This is a genomic window from Paenibacillus yonginensis (assembly GCF_001685395.1).
Taxonomy (GTDB): Bacteria; Bacillota; Bacilli; order Paenibacillales; family Paenibacillaceae; genus Fontibacillus; species Fontibacillus yonginensis.
On record NZ_CP014167.1, the window covers coordinates 3,696,226 to 3,714,157 of the forward strand.

General features: G+C 54.0%; 12 protein-coding genes. 3 read left to right on the top strand and 9 right to left on the bottom strand.

Annotated elements, in window-relative coordinates:
- Positions 1–377 precede the first annotated feature (377 nt).
- The 6 genes from AWM70_RS16880 to uvrB all read right to left on the bottom strand — a co-directional run bounded on the left by AWM70_RS16880 (position 378) and on the right by uvrB (position 10,338).
- Positions 378–1,052, bottom strand: a complete 675-nt coding sequence (locus AWM70_RS16880; RefSeq protein ID WP_068698332.1) for a deoxynucleoside kinase — start codon at positions 1,050–1,052, stop codon at positions 378–380.
- The gene (locus AWM70_RS16885) at positions 1,053–1,673 is read right to left on the bottom strand and encodes a deoxynucleoside kinase (protein ID WP_068698334.1); all 621 of its coding nucleotides are present in this window, start codon (positions 1,671–1,673) and stop codon (positions 1,053–1,055) included.
- A 192-nt stretch (positions 1,674–1,865) separates the two neighbouring features.
- Positions 1,866–3,935, bottom strand: a complete 2,070-nt coding sequence (locus tag AWM70_RS16890) for a copper amine oxidase N-terminal domain-containing protein (protein ID WP_068698336.1) — start codon at positions 3,933–3,935, stop codon at positions 1,866–1,868.
- A gap of 59 nt (positions 3,936–3,994) precedes the next feature.
- Entirely contained in the window at positions 3,995–5,038 is a 1,044-nt protein-coding gene (locus AWM70_RS16895; RefSeq protein WP_418303220.1) for a S1C family serine protease, read from the bottom strand.
- 427 nt (positions 5,039–5,465) lie between these two features.
- Positions 5,466–8,327, bottom strand: a complete 2,862-nt coding sequence (gene uvrA / locus AWM70_RS16900) for an excinuclease ABC subunit UvrA (RefSeq protein WP_068698340.1) — start codon at positions 8,325–8,327, stop codon at positions 5,466–5,468.
- A gap of 16 nt (positions 8,328–8,343) precedes the next feature.
- Complete coding sequence (gene uvrB / locus AWM70_RS16905) at positions 8,344–10,338, bottom strand: excinuclease ABC subunit UvrB (RefSeq protein ID WP_068698342.1); 1,995 nt, start codon at positions 10,336–10,338, stop codon at positions 8,344–8,346.
- Between the two features lie 323 nt (positions 10,339–10,661).
- On the opposite strand from uvrB, the gene AWM70_RS16910 reads away from it, so the two are divergent.
- Together AWM70_RS16910 and AWM70_RS16915 are read left to right on the top strand one after the other, a co-directional pair.
- Positions 10,662–11,465 (top strand): flagellar motor protein, encoded by an 804-nt coding sequence (locus AWM70_RS16910; RefSeq protein ID WP_068698344.1) that lies wholly within the window; start codon positions 10,662–10,664, stop codon positions 11,463–11,465.
- Positions 11,462–12,301 (top strand): flagellar motor protein MotB, encoded by an 840-nt coding sequence (locus AWM70_RS16915; protein ID WP_068698346.1) that lies wholly within the window; start codon positions 11,462–11,464, stop codon positions 12,299–12,301. Before AWM70_RS16910 ends, AWM70_RS16915 begins: the two co-directional genes overlap by 4 nt.
- Before the next feature lie 316 nt (positions 12,302–12,617).
- Here AWM70_RS16915 and AWM70_RS16920 read toward each other — a convergent pair whose 3' ends face one another.
- Positions 12,618–13,247 carry a nitroreductase family protein gene (locus AWM70_RS16920; protein WP_068698348.1) on the bottom strand — a complete coding sequence of 210 codons (630 nt, stop codon included), beginning with the start codon at positions 13,245–13,247 and terminating at the stop codon, positions 12,618–12,620.
- Between the two features lie 236 nt (positions 13,248–13,483).
- Here AWM70_RS16920 and AWM70_RS16925 point away from each other — a divergent pair, with 236 nt between their 5' ends.
- Positions 13,484–14,653 (top strand): GNAT family N-acetyltransferase, encoded by a 1,170-nt coding sequence (locus tag AWM70_RS16925; protein WP_068698350.1) that lies wholly within the window; start codon positions 13,484–13,486, stop codon positions 14,651–14,653.
- A gap of 243 nt (positions 14,654–14,896) precedes the next feature.
- On the opposite strand, the gene AWM70_RS16930 is transcribed toward AWM70_RS16925, so the two are convergent.
- Positions 14,897–16,216 carry a PDZ domain-containing protein gene (locus AWM70_RS16930; RefSeq protein WP_237167740.1) on the bottom strand — a complete coding sequence of 440 codons (1,320 nt, stop codon included), beginning with the start codon at positions 16,214–16,216 and terminating at the stop codon, positions 14,897–14,899.
- Between the two features lie 87 nt (positions 16,217–16,303).
- A complete protein-coding gene (locus AWM70_RS16935) occupies positions 16,304–17,788 on the bottom strand; it encodes a S41 family peptidase (RefSeq protein ID WP_068698352.1) in 1,485 nt (494 codons plus the stop codon).
- Positions 17,789–17,932 lie beyond the last annotated feature (144 nt).

The following is a 17,932-nucleotide window of genomic DNA, read 5'->3' on the forward strand; positions in this document are numbered from 1 at the left end:
TCACTTTCCCTTAAAACGGAAGGCTACAATACAGTGTCGGTAAGTCCTTAAAATTTTAAATTCAAGGACTTATCTATTTTATCAGACATTGCTGCGGTACTCTAGCTTTTCCAACAATACTCACACTCTGACAAAAAACTTTCAAAACACAAAGAAATAGACCGCCCTGGACAAAGGAAGCGGTCTATTTCTGTCGCTTTTCGAAATCCTACAGCCGACCGCTCTTTAAAAGCGGTAAGTGTACGGGGAGTCGTGTAACCGCACGGCTCCTTAGTTATTGTTATCTTAGCACACTTAAAAATATACCTCAACCAAGGGACTGCAAATCTTGTATCCCGCCAATTAGACTTTCAGCGAACGTCCCCGCATGTTTGAATTTAAACCTCTGCCCGCTTTCCCCGCTCCGCTCTTGACTGCTGAATCATCGCGCTGACTTTGGCGATCACTTCATCCAAAGAAGCCGGATCGGTGGCATCGTAATCATCGATGTTCAAGCGAAGAACCGGGCAGGCGGTAAACTCGTTAATCCAGTTCGCGTATCTTTCGTGCATATGCTCCCAATAGGAGACGTCCGTCTGGATCTCCATCTCGCGGCCGCGCAGCTTGATGCGCGTCAGGATGGACGGCAGCTCGCCTTCGAGATAAATCAGCACGTCCGGATGCGGGAAATACGGCGTCATTACCATCGCCTCGAACAGGCTGGTATATGTTTCGTAGTCCGTTTTGGACATCGTGCCTTGGTCGGCATGCATTTTCGCGAAAATTCCCGTATCCTCGTAAATCGAACGGTCCTGCACATAACCTCCGCCCGCTTCGAAGATCGCTTTCTGCTCTTTAAAGCGCTCCGCCAGGAAATAGATTTGCAGGTGGAAGCTCCAACGCTCGAAGTCATGATAAAATTTCTCCAAATAAGGGTTGTGATCCACCTTCTCCATGGAGGTTTTGAAGCCGAGGCGGTCCGCCAGGGCTTGCGTCAGCGTGGATTTGCCCACGCCTACCGTTCCAGCAACTGTAATCAGCGCGTCATCCGGAATGTTGTACAGCTTGTTCATTTATAAAAGCTCCTTTACTTGGGCAGCGATATGTTCAAAATGCTCGGGATGCTCCACAAAATCCATTTCATCCCCGTTCACCGTAATGATTCGGGTCCCAGGCTCCCGCTCGGCCAGTTCGGCAAACGCCGTCTCGTAATCTTCGATCAGCTGCTGCAAATAAGCAGGATCAATCGCCGTCTCAAACTCCCGGCCGCGCATCTGTATTCTCTTTTGCAGAGTATCCAGACTGGCCCGGATATAAATGACAATGTTCGGCTTTGGCAAATCCTCGGTGAGCAGATGGTAGATCTGCCGGTATTTGTCCAGCTTGACGCCCTTTAGCGTACGCTGGGCGAAAATCAGATTTTTGTAGATATGATAATCGGAAATGACCGGCTGGTGCCGGGAGACGTACTGCAGTCCGGTGTCTTCCAGCTGCTTGTACCGGTTGCACAGGAAAAACATTTCAAGCTGAAAACTCCATTCCTCAATGTTCTGATAGAACTTGTCCAGGAACGGATTTTCTTCCACGATCTCTTTGAGAAGCGGAATATCGAATCGGTCTGAGAGCATCGTGGCCAGCGTGGTTTTGCCGGCTCCGATCGCTCCTTCTACCGCAATAAACGGGCATGGTTTCATCTCTTCGGGGTCCTCCTGCATCGCTTGCTAGTAGTGCTTAATCATCCGTTAATAAAAAGACTAGAACATTGTATCACAAAGGCAGCGGTATCGTGGAAGAAAGTTGTTTCAAAGTTTTGCGGGAAATAGAAAACCCGGCTGACAAGCCCATCATCAGCCGGGTCATGCTGCTCTAGGAATAAATGATCCTTATCATTCACCAAACTTAAACGACTTCTCCACCTTGCTCATCGCTGTCTTCTGCTCATCTGTCGCATTCGCGTCGTTCAGGGCAAACGTCAACTGATAAAAGGTTCCTTTGTGGCTGAAGGCAACAATCCGTTTCGTGAGCGGAACACCATCCTGAGTTGTATGCAGAGTAAAAACAGTCGCTGGCGTGCCGGAAACCACCGTTTTATCGGTGGATACCGTTACACCGCTGCCGCTGGAAGCTGCTGCCGCATAAGAGCCGGCCAAATTGCCCAGGTATTGTTCCGGAGCGTCCGTCTGGATCATCGCCAGCTTAAAGCTACCGCCTGGGAAGCTGTATTGGACATTGGTTTGGTCAAATTGATCAAACACAGGTGTCCAATAGCGAGGAATCTGAATCGTAAACCCGTTTGCGGCCGACGATTTGATCACCATTTTGGACAAGTCACTTTCCAGCGCCCGGTCTTCCAGCTTGCCGTAATAATCTTCAATATCGGAGAAAGGAATATCCACACTATTCAGGATCGCGTCAAACGTGGAATCCGCGGAGTCTGCAGACACCTGTTCACCATCGCCGGTATTGCCGCTCCCCGTATCACCGGTATTTGAATTGGCATTGGCACTGTCGCTCGCAGCACTTGCTGTTCCGGTCACTGCCTGAACCGGTCCCTGGTATTCCATAAAATATCGGTAATCGTCAACCACCCACATGACCTGGTCAACCGGCTTCCATCCGTCCCCGGCGTTGACCTCGGCTTTGAGCACAGCGGCTTTCTCGTCCGATGCTTCCGTCAGGGATACCCCTTCAACCCGCAATGCCGCTGGCACATACAACTGGTTCAAACGCTGCTTCATCTGCTCTGCCCAGCTATCGGCCGTCTGCCCTTCCGGATTCGAGGACACGCTGAAACGAACCCTTGCTCCATCCGGACCGTTAAAATCAGTACCATTGTCATCCTTGGACCAACCCTCCGGCAGTGTCACACCGATCCCGTAAACCTCGTTGTACAACGTGTGCCGCCCGTCCGTCTCGTGCGACAAATCTTCGATCCGTGAACTGCCGGCATCATAGGAAGTGCGGAAGGAATCCAGCAGTCCGGCATAAGCGTTGAAATCCTGATAGACATAGGCATCAGCCAACGTAAAATAAAGCAGGTAAACCTTATGATCGTTATAATAAGAGCGTATTTCCGCCAGCATCCCGTCTTCGTCGCTGGTGATCATTCGGGCGTAAGAAACATCGCCCTGCCGGACTACTTCTTCATGCAGAACCGTCTCCTGGTTGGCTTTCACTTCCTCTGCCAGATTGTCCAGCAGCGCAGCTCCATCCTGGTCCGGCTGCCCGCCCGCTACATGAATCTGTAAATAATAGTTCCCGTTCGGGTCACTGAAGACAGCCGAGCTTTCATCCTGGCTGGCCTGGCCCACCAGGTCTCCCGGATTATCCATACTCCAGCCGTAATAGCTGTTGCCTACCATGGCCGGGCTGGACTGATTGTCCCCGGCTGTTTCTTTTCCCGGCTGGCCGCTAAGGGCTTTAGACAGCTTGACCACCACTTCTCCATTCGAGCTGGATATCGATGCGCCAAACCCTTCCGCCACCGGACGCAGCGGAACCATCAAAACACCGCCGACCATGGCCGGCGAAGCATCCATCCGGCTTTTCCCTTTATTCGTCCACAGCACAGGACTTCCTATCGTCAGCGTGACCTTGCGGGTCCCGATGGTCAGCTTCACCACATCTCCGTCGCCAAGCCGACTGTCGGCGCCAAAGGCGCTGGCAAATACGCTAAGCGGAACCATCGTTGTTCCGTTTACCCTATAAGGGGCCCGCAAAATGACCTCCGCATCGCCATTAATCGTGATTCTCCGGCTGCCGGCCTTTAGGCGCAGTTCATTCAGCCCTGACCCGGCACTTTCCTGGATGGAAGCTGCTGCCGATTGTGCCGCTGGGGATATGGCGGCATTCCCTACTTCCGCTGATGCCGCAAGCGCCGACTGCGCTGCGGCGGGCGAAATCCCGGCAAGCAGTGCGGCTGCGAGCAGGAACGCCGGTTTATTTTTCAAGATCATAATTCTGACCTCTTTCCGTTAATAGAAATAGATAAGTTCAAATTCTGCTAAACCCGGATTTATTCGTCGCCTTCGGCATCGCTTCCGCTGTCATCCAAAGTAAGCACCAGGCTGCGCTTGACGATGTCTCCGCCAGACTGCATCCACAACGTGACGGTCTGACCCGGCTTGTATTTCTTGAGCTGCTCATTGACATCCACAATGGAAGTAACGGAAATATTATTTAATCTGTAAATCTTATCTCCGACTTTAATTCCGGCTTTGACAGCCGACGGTGAATCCACGCTGGTTACGGTCAAAGGATCATCGCTTGGCAGTCCGATTTCGGCAGACCAGCCCTCCTGAAGCTCCACGCCAAGTCCCGGCCGGTGTACTTCCCCATTAGCAAACAGCTGCTGGATCACATAACGGACCGTATCATACGGAATGGAGAAGCCCAAATTCTCAACGCCAACCGCTTCATATTTCATTGAATTAATGCCGATAACTTCGCCTTTCATATTCAGCAGCGGTCCACCGCTGTTGCCAGGATTAATCGCGGCATCCGTTTGAATCAGCTTGTAGGAGGCGTTGACTGCACGGTTCAAACCGCTGACGATTCCCTCCGTAGCTGATCCCCGTAATGAGAACGATACCGGCGTGCCGAGCGCCACGACCTTCTCACCGACCTGAATGACTCTTCCCGCCGGAGCCAGCGTTGCCGGCTTAAGCCCGGTGGCCTTAATATGAACAAGTGCAATATCACTGGCCTCGTCTATGTAAGATTGATCAATCGAATAGGATTTCCCGGAAGAAGTAACAACCGTTGGATCCAGAATGCCATCAACCACATGGGCATTGGTGATGATCCAGCCATCGGCTTTAATAATGACGCCTGTACCGTGGGCCAGATTATAGCTGCCTGCCGGCGCTCCTGTACTTCCACTACTGCTAACTCCCGAGCCTTGATCCTGTCCACTATCCGCCGCTTCTCCGATAATGCCCACTACAGATGGCGTCAGCTTCTGAACAATGGCTGGAACCGTGTTCACCGCCGCGGCTGTTGACTGAATTCCCCCGGTTGCAGACTTGGCCATAACCGCCAGATTTCCTCCGGCAAGCATGAAAGATACCAGCAGCAGCGCTGCCGTACTGATTTTGTTAGTTATTTTCATCGGCTCGAATCCTTTCCCTTAAATGGCATATGCCGAGCGAATCTCTACCCGTATACGCTTCTATCTATCTAGCAATCTATGTGTTGGATTCCAATGTAACACAGTTTATAAAGTGAAACAATCGCTGGAAACGCCTTGCAAATGTAAAATTTTATACCTAAAAAAGACGGTTTGACAGGCTTTTGCGGCTTTTGACAAAACTGCCTCTATTCCTCATCCCTCTGCGTTCCTCCGCTCTTTCCACGCCTCCGTTCATACGAATCCAGCCGCATTCGGTTAATAGAGAGGCGTAACCTATTGACAGAAGAAAGAGAAGCGGCAGACCTTCAAGAGTCTGCCGCTTCTGGTTGATTCCCTATGCTTGAAGAAGGGGCCCTTACTTCTGCAGCTGCAGAAGCTCCGCGCTGCGTTGGGTATCCCGTTCCAGGATCGGTTTCAGGTACCGTCCGGTATAGGATTCCTGCACCTTCACGATCTGCTCCGGCGTGCCGGTAGCAATGATTGTGCCTCCCCCGCTGCCGCCTTCCGGACCGAGGTCGATAATATAATCGGAGGTTTTGATGACATCCAGATTATGTTCAATGACCACAACCGTTTCACCGGAGTCCACAAGACGCTGGAGTACGGTCAGCAAACGGTCAATGTCATCGACATGGAGGCCGGTGGTCGGCTCGTCCAGAATGTAGATCGTCTTGCCGGTGCTGCGCCGGTACAGCTCGGAAGCGAGCTTGACGCGCTGAGCTTCCCCGCCGGACAACGTCGTGGCAGGCTGTCCCAGCTTCACGTAACCCAAACCTACATCAAGCAAGGTTTGCAGCTTGCGGTGGATTTTCGGAATGTTCTGGAAGAAATCCGTTGCATCCTCGATCGTCATTTCCAGCACATCGGCAATGCTTTTTCCTTTATATTTCACTTCGAGCGTTTCGCGGTTATAACGTTTGCCTTTGCAGACCTCGCAAGGCACGTAAATGTCCGGCAGGAAGTGCATTTCAATCTTGATGATGCCGTCGCCGTTGCAGGCCTCGCAGCGCCCCCCCTTAATGTTGAAGCTGAAGCGGCCTTTCTTATAGCCGCGCACCTTGGCCTCGTTCGTCTGAGAGAACAGATCGCGGATATCGTCGAACACGCCGGTGTAAGTCGCCGGATTGGAGCGCGGCGTTCTGCCGATCGGAGACTGGTCAATGTCGACAACCTTCTCCACATGCTCCAGACCCCGAATTTCTTTGTATTGACCCGGACGGATCTTCGCTTTGTTCAGGTCACGGGCCAACGTTTTATACAAAATCTCATTGACCAGCGTCGATTTGCCGGAACCGGATACGCCGGTCACGGACGTGAACACCCCGATCGGGAACTTGACGTTGATGTTCTTCAGGTTGTTCTCCTTCGCGCCGCGGACCTCAATCCAGCGGTTATCCGTCTTCCGCCGTTCCAGCGGCACCGGAATAAATTTCTTCCCGCTCAGGTATTGACCGGTGAGCGATTTCGGATCGTCCATAACCTCCTGCGGTGTGCCTTGTGAAATGACTTGACCGCCATGAATACCGGCGCCGGGACCAATGTCGATAATATAATCGGATGCCAGCATCGTATCTTCGTCATGCTCGACCACAATCAGCGTGTTGCCGAGATCACGCATTTGCCCGAGCGTGGCAATCAGCTTGTCGTTATCCCGCTGATGCAGTCCGATGCTCGGCTCGTCCAGAATGTACAGGACACCCATCAGTTGAGAGCCGATCTGCGTCGCCAGCCGGATGCGCTGGGCTTCCCCGCCGGACAAGGTGCCTGCTGCCCGGCTCATCGTCAGGTAATCCAGACCGACGTTGACCAGGAAGCCGAGGCGGCTGTTGATTTCTTTGAGAATCAGATTGGAGATGGCCCGGTCCTTCTCGTTCAATTCCAGGCCGTTAAAGAAATTCATCGCATCGCCAATTGATAAATCCGTCACGTGAGCAATGTTGGCAGAACCGACCGTTACGGCCAGCACTTCTCTTTTCAACCGGTGGCCTTTGCACGTCTCGCAGGGTTTGGCTGCCATAAATCCTTCAATATATTCACGGATGCCTTCCGAACCGGTTTCGCGGTAACGGCGCTCCAAATTGTTAACGATCCCTTCGAACGTCACGTAAGCATCTTTGCTTTGTCCGAAATCGTTCGTATAGCGGAAACGGATCTTCGTCTGTCCCGTTCCGTACAGCAGCACCTTCATCTGCTCCTTCGACAATTCCGAAACCGGAACGTCCATCGGGATGCCGTAATGCTCGGCGACCGATTTCAGGAACTGCGGATAATAGTTGGAGTATCCGCCGGCCCACGCTTCAAATGCACCTTCCTCAATGCTTTTGCTGTTATCGGGAACGAGCAGGTCCGGGTCGATGACCATTTTGACGCCGAGGCCGTCACAATCGGGACAAGCCCCGAACGGGCTGTTGAAGGAGAACATCCGCGGTGCCAGCTCCTCCATGCTGAAGCCGCAGATCGGACAAGCATAATTGGAGCTGAAACGCAGCTCTTCCTGGCCCATGACGTCAACCAGAAGCTGACCTCCGGACATTTTCAGCGCGGTTTCGATGGAGTCGGCCAGCCGGGAAGCTACGTCCTCTTTAATCACAATCCGGTCAACCACTACTTCGATAGTATGTTTCTTGTTCTTCTCCAGCTCGATGTTCTCCGACAGGTCGCGGATTTCGCCGTTCACGCGAACGCGGACGAAACCCTGCTTGCTGATCTCCGTGAACAAACTTTTGTGTTCGCCTTTGCGGCCTGAAACGACCGGAGCCAGAATCTGCAGGCGGGTCTTCTCCGGATACTGCATAATCCGGTCCACCATCTGTTCAACGGTTTGAGACGTAATCTCAACCCCGTGATCCGGACAGTGGGGTTTACCGATCCGCGCAAACAAAAGGCGCAAGTAATCATAGATTTCCGTTACTGTACCGACCGTAGAACGCGGATTACGGCTCGTTGTCTTCTGGTCGATCGAGATAGCCGGGGACAACCCTTCAATCGAGTCTACATCCGGCTTCTCCATCTGGCCGAGAAACTGGCGGGCGTAAGCGGACAAAGATTCCACATAGCGGCGCTGCCCTTCCGCGTAGATGGTGTCAAAGGCGAGGGACGATTTGCCCGAGCCGCTGAGACCGGTAATGACGACCAGCTTGTCGCGCGGAATGGTGATGTCGATATTTTTCAAATTGTGGGCTCTTGCGCCCTTCACAACGATATTCTCAAAAGCCATGCTTCCTTTATCCTCCTTATTCCGCCTTCAGTTCCAGCATAGCGTCACGCAGCTGCGCGGCCCGTTCGAACTGCAGATTCTTTGCGGCTTCCTTCATTTCGGCCTCGAGCCGTTTGATCACGGCTTCGCGGTCGCGTTTGCTCATCTTCTTACCCGCTGCGTCCGGCAGATAATCCTCTTTGCTCTCCGCTGCTTTCGTCGCTTCGATCACGTCACGCACTTTCTTGCGGATCGTCTGCGGCGTAATGCCGTGTTTCTCGTTGTAGGCCATCTGAATGCTGCGGCGGCGTTCTGTCTCTTTGATCGCTTTGTCCATGGATTCGGTGATTTTGTCCGCGTACATAATAACGCGCCCATCCGAGTTCCGCGCGGCCCGGCCGATCGTCTGGATCATGGATCGTTCGGAGCGCAGGAACCCTTCCTTATCCGCGTCCAGGATAGCCACAAGCGAAACCTCCGGCAGGTCAAGGCCTTCCCGCAGCAGGTTGATGCCGATCAATACATGATAGACGCCAAGCCGCAAATCCCGCAGCAGCGCCATCCGTTCCAGCGTTTTGATATCGGAGTGCAGATACCTCACCTTGATGCCGATCTCTTTCAGGTAATCCGTCAGATCCTCGGACATCTTCTTGGTGAGCGTCGTCACCAGCACCCGCTCATCCTTCTCGATTCGGTCGCGGATCTCCACGATCAAATCGTCGATCTGTCCCTTGGTTGGGCGAACCTCGATAATCGGATCCAGAAGTCCTGTCGGACGGATGATCTGCTCGACCACTTCCGGCGTATGCTCCAGCTCATAAGGTCCAGGTGTCGCTGACACGTAAATGATCTGGTTGACCTTCCCTTCAAATTCCTCGAATTTGAGCGGACGGTTATCCAGCGCCGAAGGCAGACGGAAGCCATGCTCGACGAGCACCGTTTTGCGCGCCTGGTCACCGTTGTACATCGCCCGGATCTGCGGCAGAGTCACGTGGGATTCGTCAATCACGACCAGCATATCGTCCGGAAAATAATCCAGCAGCGTATAAGGCGTAGCTCCACGCTCGCGGAAGGTCAGCGGTCCCGAATAGTTCTCGATGCCCGAGCAGAAGCCAACCTCCTTCATCATCTCGATGTCATAACGCGTGCGCTGCTCCAGGCGTTGGGCTTCCAGCAGCTTGCCCTTGCCCCGCAGCTCTTCCAGACGCTGCTCCAGCTCGCGTTCGATATTGACCAGCGCCACCCGCATGGTCTCTTCCTGGGTAACAAAGTGAGATGCCGGGAAGATCGCAACATGATCGCGCTCGCCAATCAGCTCGCCGGTCAGCACGTCGATTTCGGTAATACGTTCAATTTCATCGCCGAAAAATTCCACCCGGATCGCATGCTCACTCTTCGAGGCCGGGAAAATCTCGATCACATCGCCGCGGACACGGAACGTGCCGCGCACAAAATTGATGTCATTGCGCTGATACTGGATGTCAACGAGCCGCGACAAAATCTGATTTCTCGGCTTCTCCATACCGACCCGCAGCGACAGCAGCAGGTTGCCGTATTCCACCGGAGAACCGAGGCCATAGATGCAGGATACACTGGCTACGATAATGACATCGCGGCGTTCAAACAGCGAGCTGGTCGCCGAGTGCCGCAGCTTGTCGATTTCCTCATTAATACTGGAGTCCTTCTCAATATAAGTATCGGAAGACGGAATATAGGCTTCCGGCTGATAATAATCGTAGTAGCTGACGAAATAATCCACCGAATTGTTCGGGAAAAATTCCTTGAACTCGCTGGCCAGCTGGGCTGCGAGCGTCTTGTTGTGAGCAATCACCAGCGTCGGACGGTTCAGCTTGGCAATCGTCTGGGCGATGGTAAAGGTCTTGCCTGTGCCTGTTGCGCCGAGCAGTGTCTGATGCTTCTTGCCTTGTCTAATGCCTTCCACCAGCTCTTCAATTGCCTTCGGCTGATCGCCTTGAGGCTGAAATTCGGAAACCAGCTCGAATTTCTGGTTACTGACGACAATATCACTCATTGTCCAACATCACCCTTATCGTCTAAAATGGGAACTATGATTCTTTCTATATGTCAACAAGCTGCATGATTCGATATCATTCGATAGGTTCCAAGTCCAATCAAAATGTTTGGTATGCAACAAAAACGGGTAACCTTCGCCGATAAAAGGGTTAGAAGGCAACTCCGTTTCTGCATCTATCATTATATACCCGGTCTGTACCCGCCATCCTATAAGAATGCGTGTTCCCATGTATTATAACTGTTTCATGGAATGGATGCAAACGGAAAGTCCAGGCAGACGGCCTGATTACCGTCCCCAAGAATAAGGAGTGAGGACTGACGATGGATTTTATAACGATTATAGGTATTTTAATAGGAATTGCTGCCGTAGTAGGAGGCTTTCTGTGGGAAGGCGGCCATATGGGCGGCCTTCTGCAGGTTACAGCAGCGCTGATTGTATTTGGGGGAACAGCAGCAGCCGTCATGGTCAGCTTCTCCCCGGCCAAGCTGAAGACAATCCCGAAGGCGCTGGCGTTCGCCTTTCGTTCGCGGCGTCATGATTCGGAAGCCCTGATTGAAGATATTTCCAATATGGCATCCATTTCCCGGCGCAGCGGCCTTCTGGCGCTGGAGCGTCAGGGGGAAGCGCACACGGACCCTTTCCTGCGCGAAGGGGTGCAGCTTGTGGTAGACGGGACGGATCAGCCGCTCGTCAAGGAAATCATGGAGCTCGAGATCGACGCCCATGAAAGCCGCTGGGAAGGTTTCGCCAAAATCTTCGAAGCAGCCGGCGGTTATGCGCCAACGATGGGGATCATCGGCACCGTCATGGGCCTTATCCATGTGCTGGGCAGCCTGCAGGAGCCGACCGACCTCGGCCCGTCCATCGCGCTTGCTTTCACTGCAACCTTGTACGGCGTGGCCAGCGCGAATCTGATATTCCTGCCGATTGCCTCCAAGATCAAATCCCGCAGCGAAGAAGAGGTTCAGCGCATGGAGATGATTACGCTTGGCGTGTTGTCCCTGCAGAACGGCGATCATCCGCTGCTGCTCCGCAAGAAGCTTGAATCGTTTGCGGCAGGGCCGCGCGAGGCGGACAAGCCCGACAGACGGCGGCTTGACCAGGAAGCCGAGGACAGCTTATGAGACAGCGCGCCAACCGGAAGCGCAGCGGCGGCGGAGAAGGCAAAGACCGGTGGATGATTACGTACGCCGACCTGATTACGCTGCTGCTGATCTTCTTTGTCATCATGTATGCGATGAGCCGGCTTGATACGGAGAAATACAAAAGCGTCTCCCAATCCCTGCAGCTTACGTTCCACAACAGCAGCGGCGGCAAATCGGTTCTGGAGGGAAATCCGGGCCTGACGGGTTCGGATTTCCCGAACGGGGCCGACCATCCGGCGGCCAGCCCGGCCCCGTCCGATTCGCCCGCTCCAAGCGAGCCTGACAGCGGCGGCAAGTCAGCCGCCGGCGATACGCCTTTGACGGACCGGGAGCTGGCCTTCCGCAAGCAGGAGGAGCAGCTGGCCAATCTGATGAAAATGATTCAGCAGTATGTGCAGGAGAACCATCTGGACAATCAGATTTTTGTAACCGATAAGCCACAGGGCATCGCTATTACGCTCAGCGACCAGTTTCTGTTTGATACCGGCAAAGCGGCTTTGAAGCCGGGTTCTGAGAAAACCCTGTCCAGGCTGGGCAGCTTGTTCAGCAAGCTGGACACCAAGATCAGCATCGAGGGACATACCGATAGCCTGCCTATCGTGCATTCTTCCCAATATAAAGACAATTGGGAGCTTTCAGGGGCACGGGCTTTGTCGGTGCTCCGTTATTTTATTGATACTATGCATCTGGATGCAGACCACTTCCAATATGCAGGTTATGCGGATACTCACCCCGCAGCCGACAACTCGACCGCGGCCGGCCGTCAGAAGAACCGCCGCGTGGAAATTACCGTGCTGCGGCAGCTGCAGCAGTGACGAAGATTTTTGGTGCGGCCTATTTGTGCGGCCTAGTGTTAACATACAAAGGCTGCCCAGGTCATTCGAATGACCTTGGGCAGCCTTTTATTTTTCCATACTCCCCGTCCCTATAAAGCCTACTCTTCCATCAAATCCATAACCTCTGCTATGTCTTTGTTTAATGAGGCCATCACACCGGGATATTCGGATCTCGCAACAAAATCCTGCGGATAACTGGCGATGTTGTACAAAGTCACATCCGCTGATCTGCCCCGGGATTGGGGTCCCCGCCAGTCCGGTTTTCCATTTCCCTTGTTATATCCTTTTATTCTTCTCAGCTGAACTTGCCGAAGGTTACAAATTCATTAACCGGCTTGCGATAGCCGCGCGGGCGCTGTTTGGACGTATCCTCTTTGCCCAAAGTAATCATGAGCACCGGCACCAGGTGATCGGGAATGTTCAGAATTTCCTTCACCTTGGCCGGATCAAAGCCGATCATCGGACAGGTGTCCCAGCCCCGGTCTTTGGCGATCAGCATAAACAGCATGGCCGATAAGGAAGCATTCCGCACCGCTTCCTCGTGGGCGAAGTCACTGCCGCGCGATTCGTAAAGGTCCTCGACCATTTTCAGCATCATATCGTAATCGAGCTGGCTGAGCATCCCCAGATTCAGCATGCCGCCGTAAATCTCTTCGCCTTTCTTGTGGGCCTCCAAATCGCCGAGCACGATAATGGCTGCCGAGGACATAACCACTTTATGCTGTCCGAAGGCTGCTTCCTTTAACTGGAGCTTCAATTCCGGATCGGTCACGGCCGCATAATGCGTGTGCTGGAGGTTATAGCAGGAAGGCGCAAAGCTCGTCATGCGGAACATTTCCGCGAGCTCCTGCTGGCTGATCTCCACATCGGTCTGAAATTTCATGGCCGAACGCCGCGATTTGACTAATTCATCAAAATTGCTCATATTCTTCTCTCCCTTTTTGATGTATGTTCTATGTAAGTGCTCTTTATTAACATTTTTCAGGCGGCTCTATATCCGGAGCTTGTCTATATCATCGGTAATGAGGTTCCGAAAATGAAGTACCTAACCAAATTATAGTTAAAGACTTGAAAAAGTAAATCGTTTTCTTCATAGTTAAGGAAATCGACACATCTTCGTCGCGGCCATTCATTCTTAATATTTCTTTGGGAGGGGTCTTTATGGCAGAACTTCGGGTGCTGGAGACCGGAGAGCTTCAGGAAGCCGCACAGCTTGCGGATCTGGTATTTCGTGATCAGGAACAGAAATCAATGGGAATAGCGTTTCCTTATATTTTTGCAGCGGAAGCTCCGGAATCATTGGGGGTATACGACCAGGGCAAGCTGGTTGCGTTCATGGGAATCGTCCCGGCCCGAATCACGGTAGGTCCTGCCGCGCTGCAGGTCTATTCCATCGGTTCGGTCTGCACGCATGAGGACGCTCGCGGCAAAGGTTATGCCAGCAAGCTGCTGGATCAGGCGATGAGCCATATGCGTGAGGCAGGAGCTTCACTGATGCTCGTATCCGGAGATCGTTCCCTGTACTTGCGGGCAGGTTGCCGGACGTTCGGCCAGATGCGGCAGTATGTGCTGACGCCGCCTACAGACGCCCTGCATATTCTTCATCATGAAATCAATGCTGAGGCAGCTTACCGGAGCAGACCGGCGGAAGCCAAAGATTTCTCGGCTATGGCCGGCCTCTATGCACAGGAACTCACGCACTACGATTTAAGTCTGTACGATCTGTCCAGGCTGATTCAGGCCGAACCGCTGGCCAGCTGCTATAAGCTGTCCCACCGCACCTGGATTGCCGAGCGGGAGAATGGCGAAGCCGCCGCGTTTGCGGTGATCGGCGTTCCTTACGGCGAGCACGTAACCGCTGCCCCCCTAGTCATTGAAGCGGCCGGTGAGCCTGCGGCCATCGCGGCTTTATGTTTGAAAGCGATGACGGAGCATGGGCTCAAGTCGCTGAAGTTCCCGGTGGGCCTGCACCGGTTGGAGTTGATTCAGGAGCTGGATCGGAGCGGCTTCGCTTCAGAAGCCCGTGCGAACGAAGGTACAATCAAAATCCTGGATCCGGCCAAACTCTGGCAGCAGCTGCTTCCTTATTTGACGGATAAAAATCCGGGCGCCGCCCGAATTTCGGTCACGGCTTCAGCGGACGAGACGTCGGCAGCGCTGCTGTTAGACGGGCAAACGGCAGCTGAGCTGAGCACCGACCAATTAAGTGCCATGATCTTCCAGAAAATGGATGCAGAGGATGGCTTCAAGCTGCCGGATGAACTGCAGAAGCGGCTGGAGGGCGCGTTCCCGATTCCGTTCCCGTTCACCGGTGGACTTTATTACATCTAAGTTAACAATAACCGCCGATAAAAGAACTGCTGCCCGCCTTGCAGTCGGCCCTGCAGTGCAGGCGCGGGCCTATGACAAAGAGGCTGAAGCTCCCGTTAATGGGGGCTTCAGCCTCTTTGGTGTTCAGCCTGAAAGGTACTATATTACGTTAACGACGCCTGCATCTTCCCATATCTCCCACGTTATAAACGCTGTTCTTGGCTCCAGCGCCGAGCAGGAGAACGACAGCAGAGCCTGTCCTCTTTATAATTCGGCCGGCTTCTCTTGAGCGCGCCCCGAACGGCCTTGCGAGCCGCGGTCGCTGCGCGGCTCCGCACTGCGCTTGGGCGCAAGCAGCCCAAGCAGCGACACCGCCCCTGGCCGGACCACGGCCGGGGCGTCTTCGTCGGGCGCCAGCACCACGCCGAGCTGGTGGTGCTCGCCCGCATAGATCGCACGCTGCGCGAATTTGATCTCCCCGGCGAGATTCAGCACCTCAAGCTTGCAGAACGCCGGGTTCATCCGCAGCGCCTCGTGCAGCTCCTCTTTCGTGTTGACGGCTGCGCCGTTCACACGGGCAATCGTTTCGCCCGCGGCAATGCCCAGCTCCTCTGCCGGACTGCCCGGCAGGACGGCGAGCACCTTGAGCCCGCGGTCCGGATGAACAAAAAACGGGCTGCGATTCTGCTCCTCGAACCGGCTGTACCAGATCAGGCCTTCGTGCAGCACGAAAGCCAGCAGCGCGGCAGCCAGCGTAAATCCGCTGAACCAGCGGGCCAGCAGCGCCGCGCCAAGCACCAGCAGGCCGTAAAACAGCAGTCGGCTGGAGGTCAGCTTGACTTTGGCTTTCGGCAGCAGGCTGGTCGTCATCTCCGAGAAGCCGATCATAACCGGCAGGCCGGCAAGCGCAAAACCCCCGAGCCAAGCGTCTCCGCCAAATACGGGCGTCCAAGGAAGGACGCTGCCTGTGGTGTGTGCCGGGATTAGCAGAAACAGCGGAACCGGCCAGAGGCTTTGCATTTGATAACCGCCGACCGGGCGGCCTCTCTTCCCTTCATAGAACAGCGGTCCTGCAAAAGAAGCACCCTGCCAGCGCACCAGCAAGGCTTCCGCGATATGCAGCAGCCCCGCCAGCGCCAGCAGCGCCGGCACATTCAAATCCCGAACAGCCCCGAGCAGCTCGGCGCCGAATCCGCTTGCCGGTCCCTCCGGCAGCCGGTTCACCACGAACTGGATGACGCCAAGCAGACCGGCCGCATAAGCGAGACAAAGATAACGGACTTTAAACAGCATCAGCAGGATGGACGCTCCCCAGATGAGCAGTACGCCTTCCATGCTGAGATTCATACCCAGAAACAAAGAAACCATAGAAACGCCGATACCGGCCAGCAGCCCGCCGAGAAAGGTTCTCCACGTTTGCAGTCCCCAGCGGTTCAGCCGCACATGGAACAGCTTCCGCTCCAGCAGGACCTGTCTGCGGTATTGCAGCGCAATTAAAATAATCGAAATATAATAGAACGGCTGCAGGAGCAGTTCGGCTCCGGCTTGTGCAAAGTTGGATAGCCATTCCATAAGAAGATCCAAAGCGATCACTCTCCTTTAGCTTGTTGAACATTCCCTGCTCTCAAGAAAAAAGGAAGGCTGCTTTCCAGCCTTCCCAGCTTGATTCTTTTATTTCGACGCCGAAGTGCCGATTTCCTTCCGGATTTCTTCGTACGCGCGGTTCAGCTGCGCATCGTTCACCGGGTCGGCGATTTTCTGCACCAAAGCGGCTTCGAGCTGTTCGGCCGTCTGCTTGTCGATGCTGCCGCTTTCGGTCAGCTTGTGGTCCACCTGGAACTGCTTGACCGCGGCTACCGTCTCTTTGCTAAAATAGCCGTCGTCGCGGCCCGGCTTATAACCAAGCCCCAGCAGCATCGTCTGCGCGCTCTTCACATCGTCGCTGTTGCTGTCATAGCTGAGCGAAGTATCCTTGTTGATTGGCGCCACAGAGAAATAAGCAGGCTGATCAACGGCAATATCCGGTTTGATTCCCTTCTTGTGAATCCATTCTCCGTTTGGCGTCAGCCACTTGGCCATCGTGATCTTGATCAGGCTGCCGTCGCCGAATTCCTTGTCATAGCTCTGCTGCACGGTCCCTTTGCCGTAAGTGGTCTCGCCGATCAGCTTCGCCCCGGCGGACTCTTTCAGTGCGCCTGCCAAAATCTCGGAAGCGCTGGCGCTGCCTTTATTCGTCAACACGACAACCGGATAAGCTTTGCCTGTGCTGGAACCGGTCGAAAGCATTTTCTCACGCTGGCCGGCTTTGTTCTCCACCTGCACAATCGTTTTGCCTTTCGGCACCAGCAGGCCCGCCATATTCTCTACAACGGACAACACGCCGCCCGGATTGTTCCGCACATCAATGACCAGACCTTTCATGCCCTGGCTCTCCAGCTTGGTCAGCTCATCTTTGAAACGCTGATCCGTGTTCAGCGAGAACTCGGTCACTTCAATCAAGCCGATCTTATCGTCCGTCATTTTGGCGTAGACGGTCTCCAGTGCAATATCGTCCCGTTTGATAGTAAAAGTCATCGGCTCAGACGTTCCGCTCCGCTGCACTTTGATCTCTACGCTGCTGCCCTTCGGCCCGCGGATTTTGGCAACCGCTTCATTCAGGCTTAAGCCTTCCAGCGATTCGCCGTTCACCGACAGAAGCACGTCTTTGGCCCGGATGCCCGCCTGCTCGGCCGGCGAACCTTTGATCGGCGATACCACAACCACTTTGCCGTTCTCCAGCGATACCTCCGCCCCTATTCCAGAGAAGGAGCCTTGAATCTGCGAATTAAATTCCTGGGCCGTCTCTTTGCTCATATAAGAGGAAAAAGGATCGTCCAGCGCGTTCATCATCCCCTGGATCGCCCCGTCTACCAGCTTGGTTGTATCCACGTCCTGATAATAATTCTGTTTGACCAGCTTCAGCGCGGTCTCAAGCTTGCTTAAATCCGCTTTACTGCTGCCGGACTGGCCGGATGACAGCTCAGACAGCAGGCCTGCCGTCGAAGCCCTGCTCTCGCCGGCCGCAAAATTCAGCTGCCCGGTAAAGAGCAGGGTCAATACGCTGCTGCCAAGCAGCGTTACGAGCATCAGCAGGATCACCGTCTGTTTCTTGAACATCAATCATGCACCGCCTTTTTGTTGTTCAGCTGTAACCTGTAACCGGAAGGACCGGTTCATGATCACCGATTGTTCAGAAACGGATGCCCCTCCCAAAAAAAGCCTTGGAGAAGCATCCGTCCCACAATTATCCATTCTATTGTA

Coding starts and splice junctions, on each gene's coding strand:
- AWM70_RS16915 (WP_068698346.1), top strand. CDS start 11,462: ATGAGACAGCGCGCCAACCGGAAGCGCAGCGGCGGCGGAGAAGGCAAA.
- AWM70_RS16895 (WP_418303220.1), bottom strand. CDS start 5,038: ATGCTTGCCGGAGGAAATCTGGCGGTTATGGCCAAGTCTGCAACCGGG.
- uvrB (WP_068698342.1), bottom strand. CDS start 10,338: ATGAGTGATATTGTCGTCAGTAACCAGAAATTCGAGCTGGTTTCCGAA.
- AWM70_RS16935 (WP_068698352.1), bottom strand. CDS start 17,788: ATGTTCAAGAAACAGACGGTGATCCTGCTGATGCTCGTAACGCTGCTT.
- uvrA (WP_068698340.1), bottom strand. CDS start 8,327: ATGGCTTTTGAGAATATCGTTGTGAAGGGCGCAAGAGCCCACAATTTG.
- AWM70_RS16910 (WP_068698344.1), top strand. CDS start 10,662: ATGGATTTTATAACGATTATAGGTATTTTAATAGGAATTGCTGCCGTA.
- AWM70_RS16890 (WP_068698336.1), bottom strand. CDS start 3,935: ATGATCTTGAAAAATAAACCGGCGTTCCTGCTCGCAGCCGCACTGCTT.
- AWM70_RS16885 (WP_068698334.1), bottom strand. CDS start 1,673: ATGAAACCATGCCCGTTTATTGCGGTAGAAGGAGCGATCGGAGCCGGC.
- AWM70_RS16925 (WP_068698350.1), top strand. CDS start 13,484: ATGGCAGAACTTCGGGTGCTGGAGACCGGAGAGCTTCAGGAAGCCGCA.
- AWM70_RS16920 (WP_068698348.1), bottom strand. CDS start 13,247: ATGAGCAATTTTGATGAATTAGTCAAATCGCGGCGTTCGGCCATGAAA.
- AWM70_RS16880 (WP_068698332.1), bottom strand. CDS start 1,052: ATGAACAAGCTGTACAACATTCCGGATGACGCGCTGATTACAGTTGCT.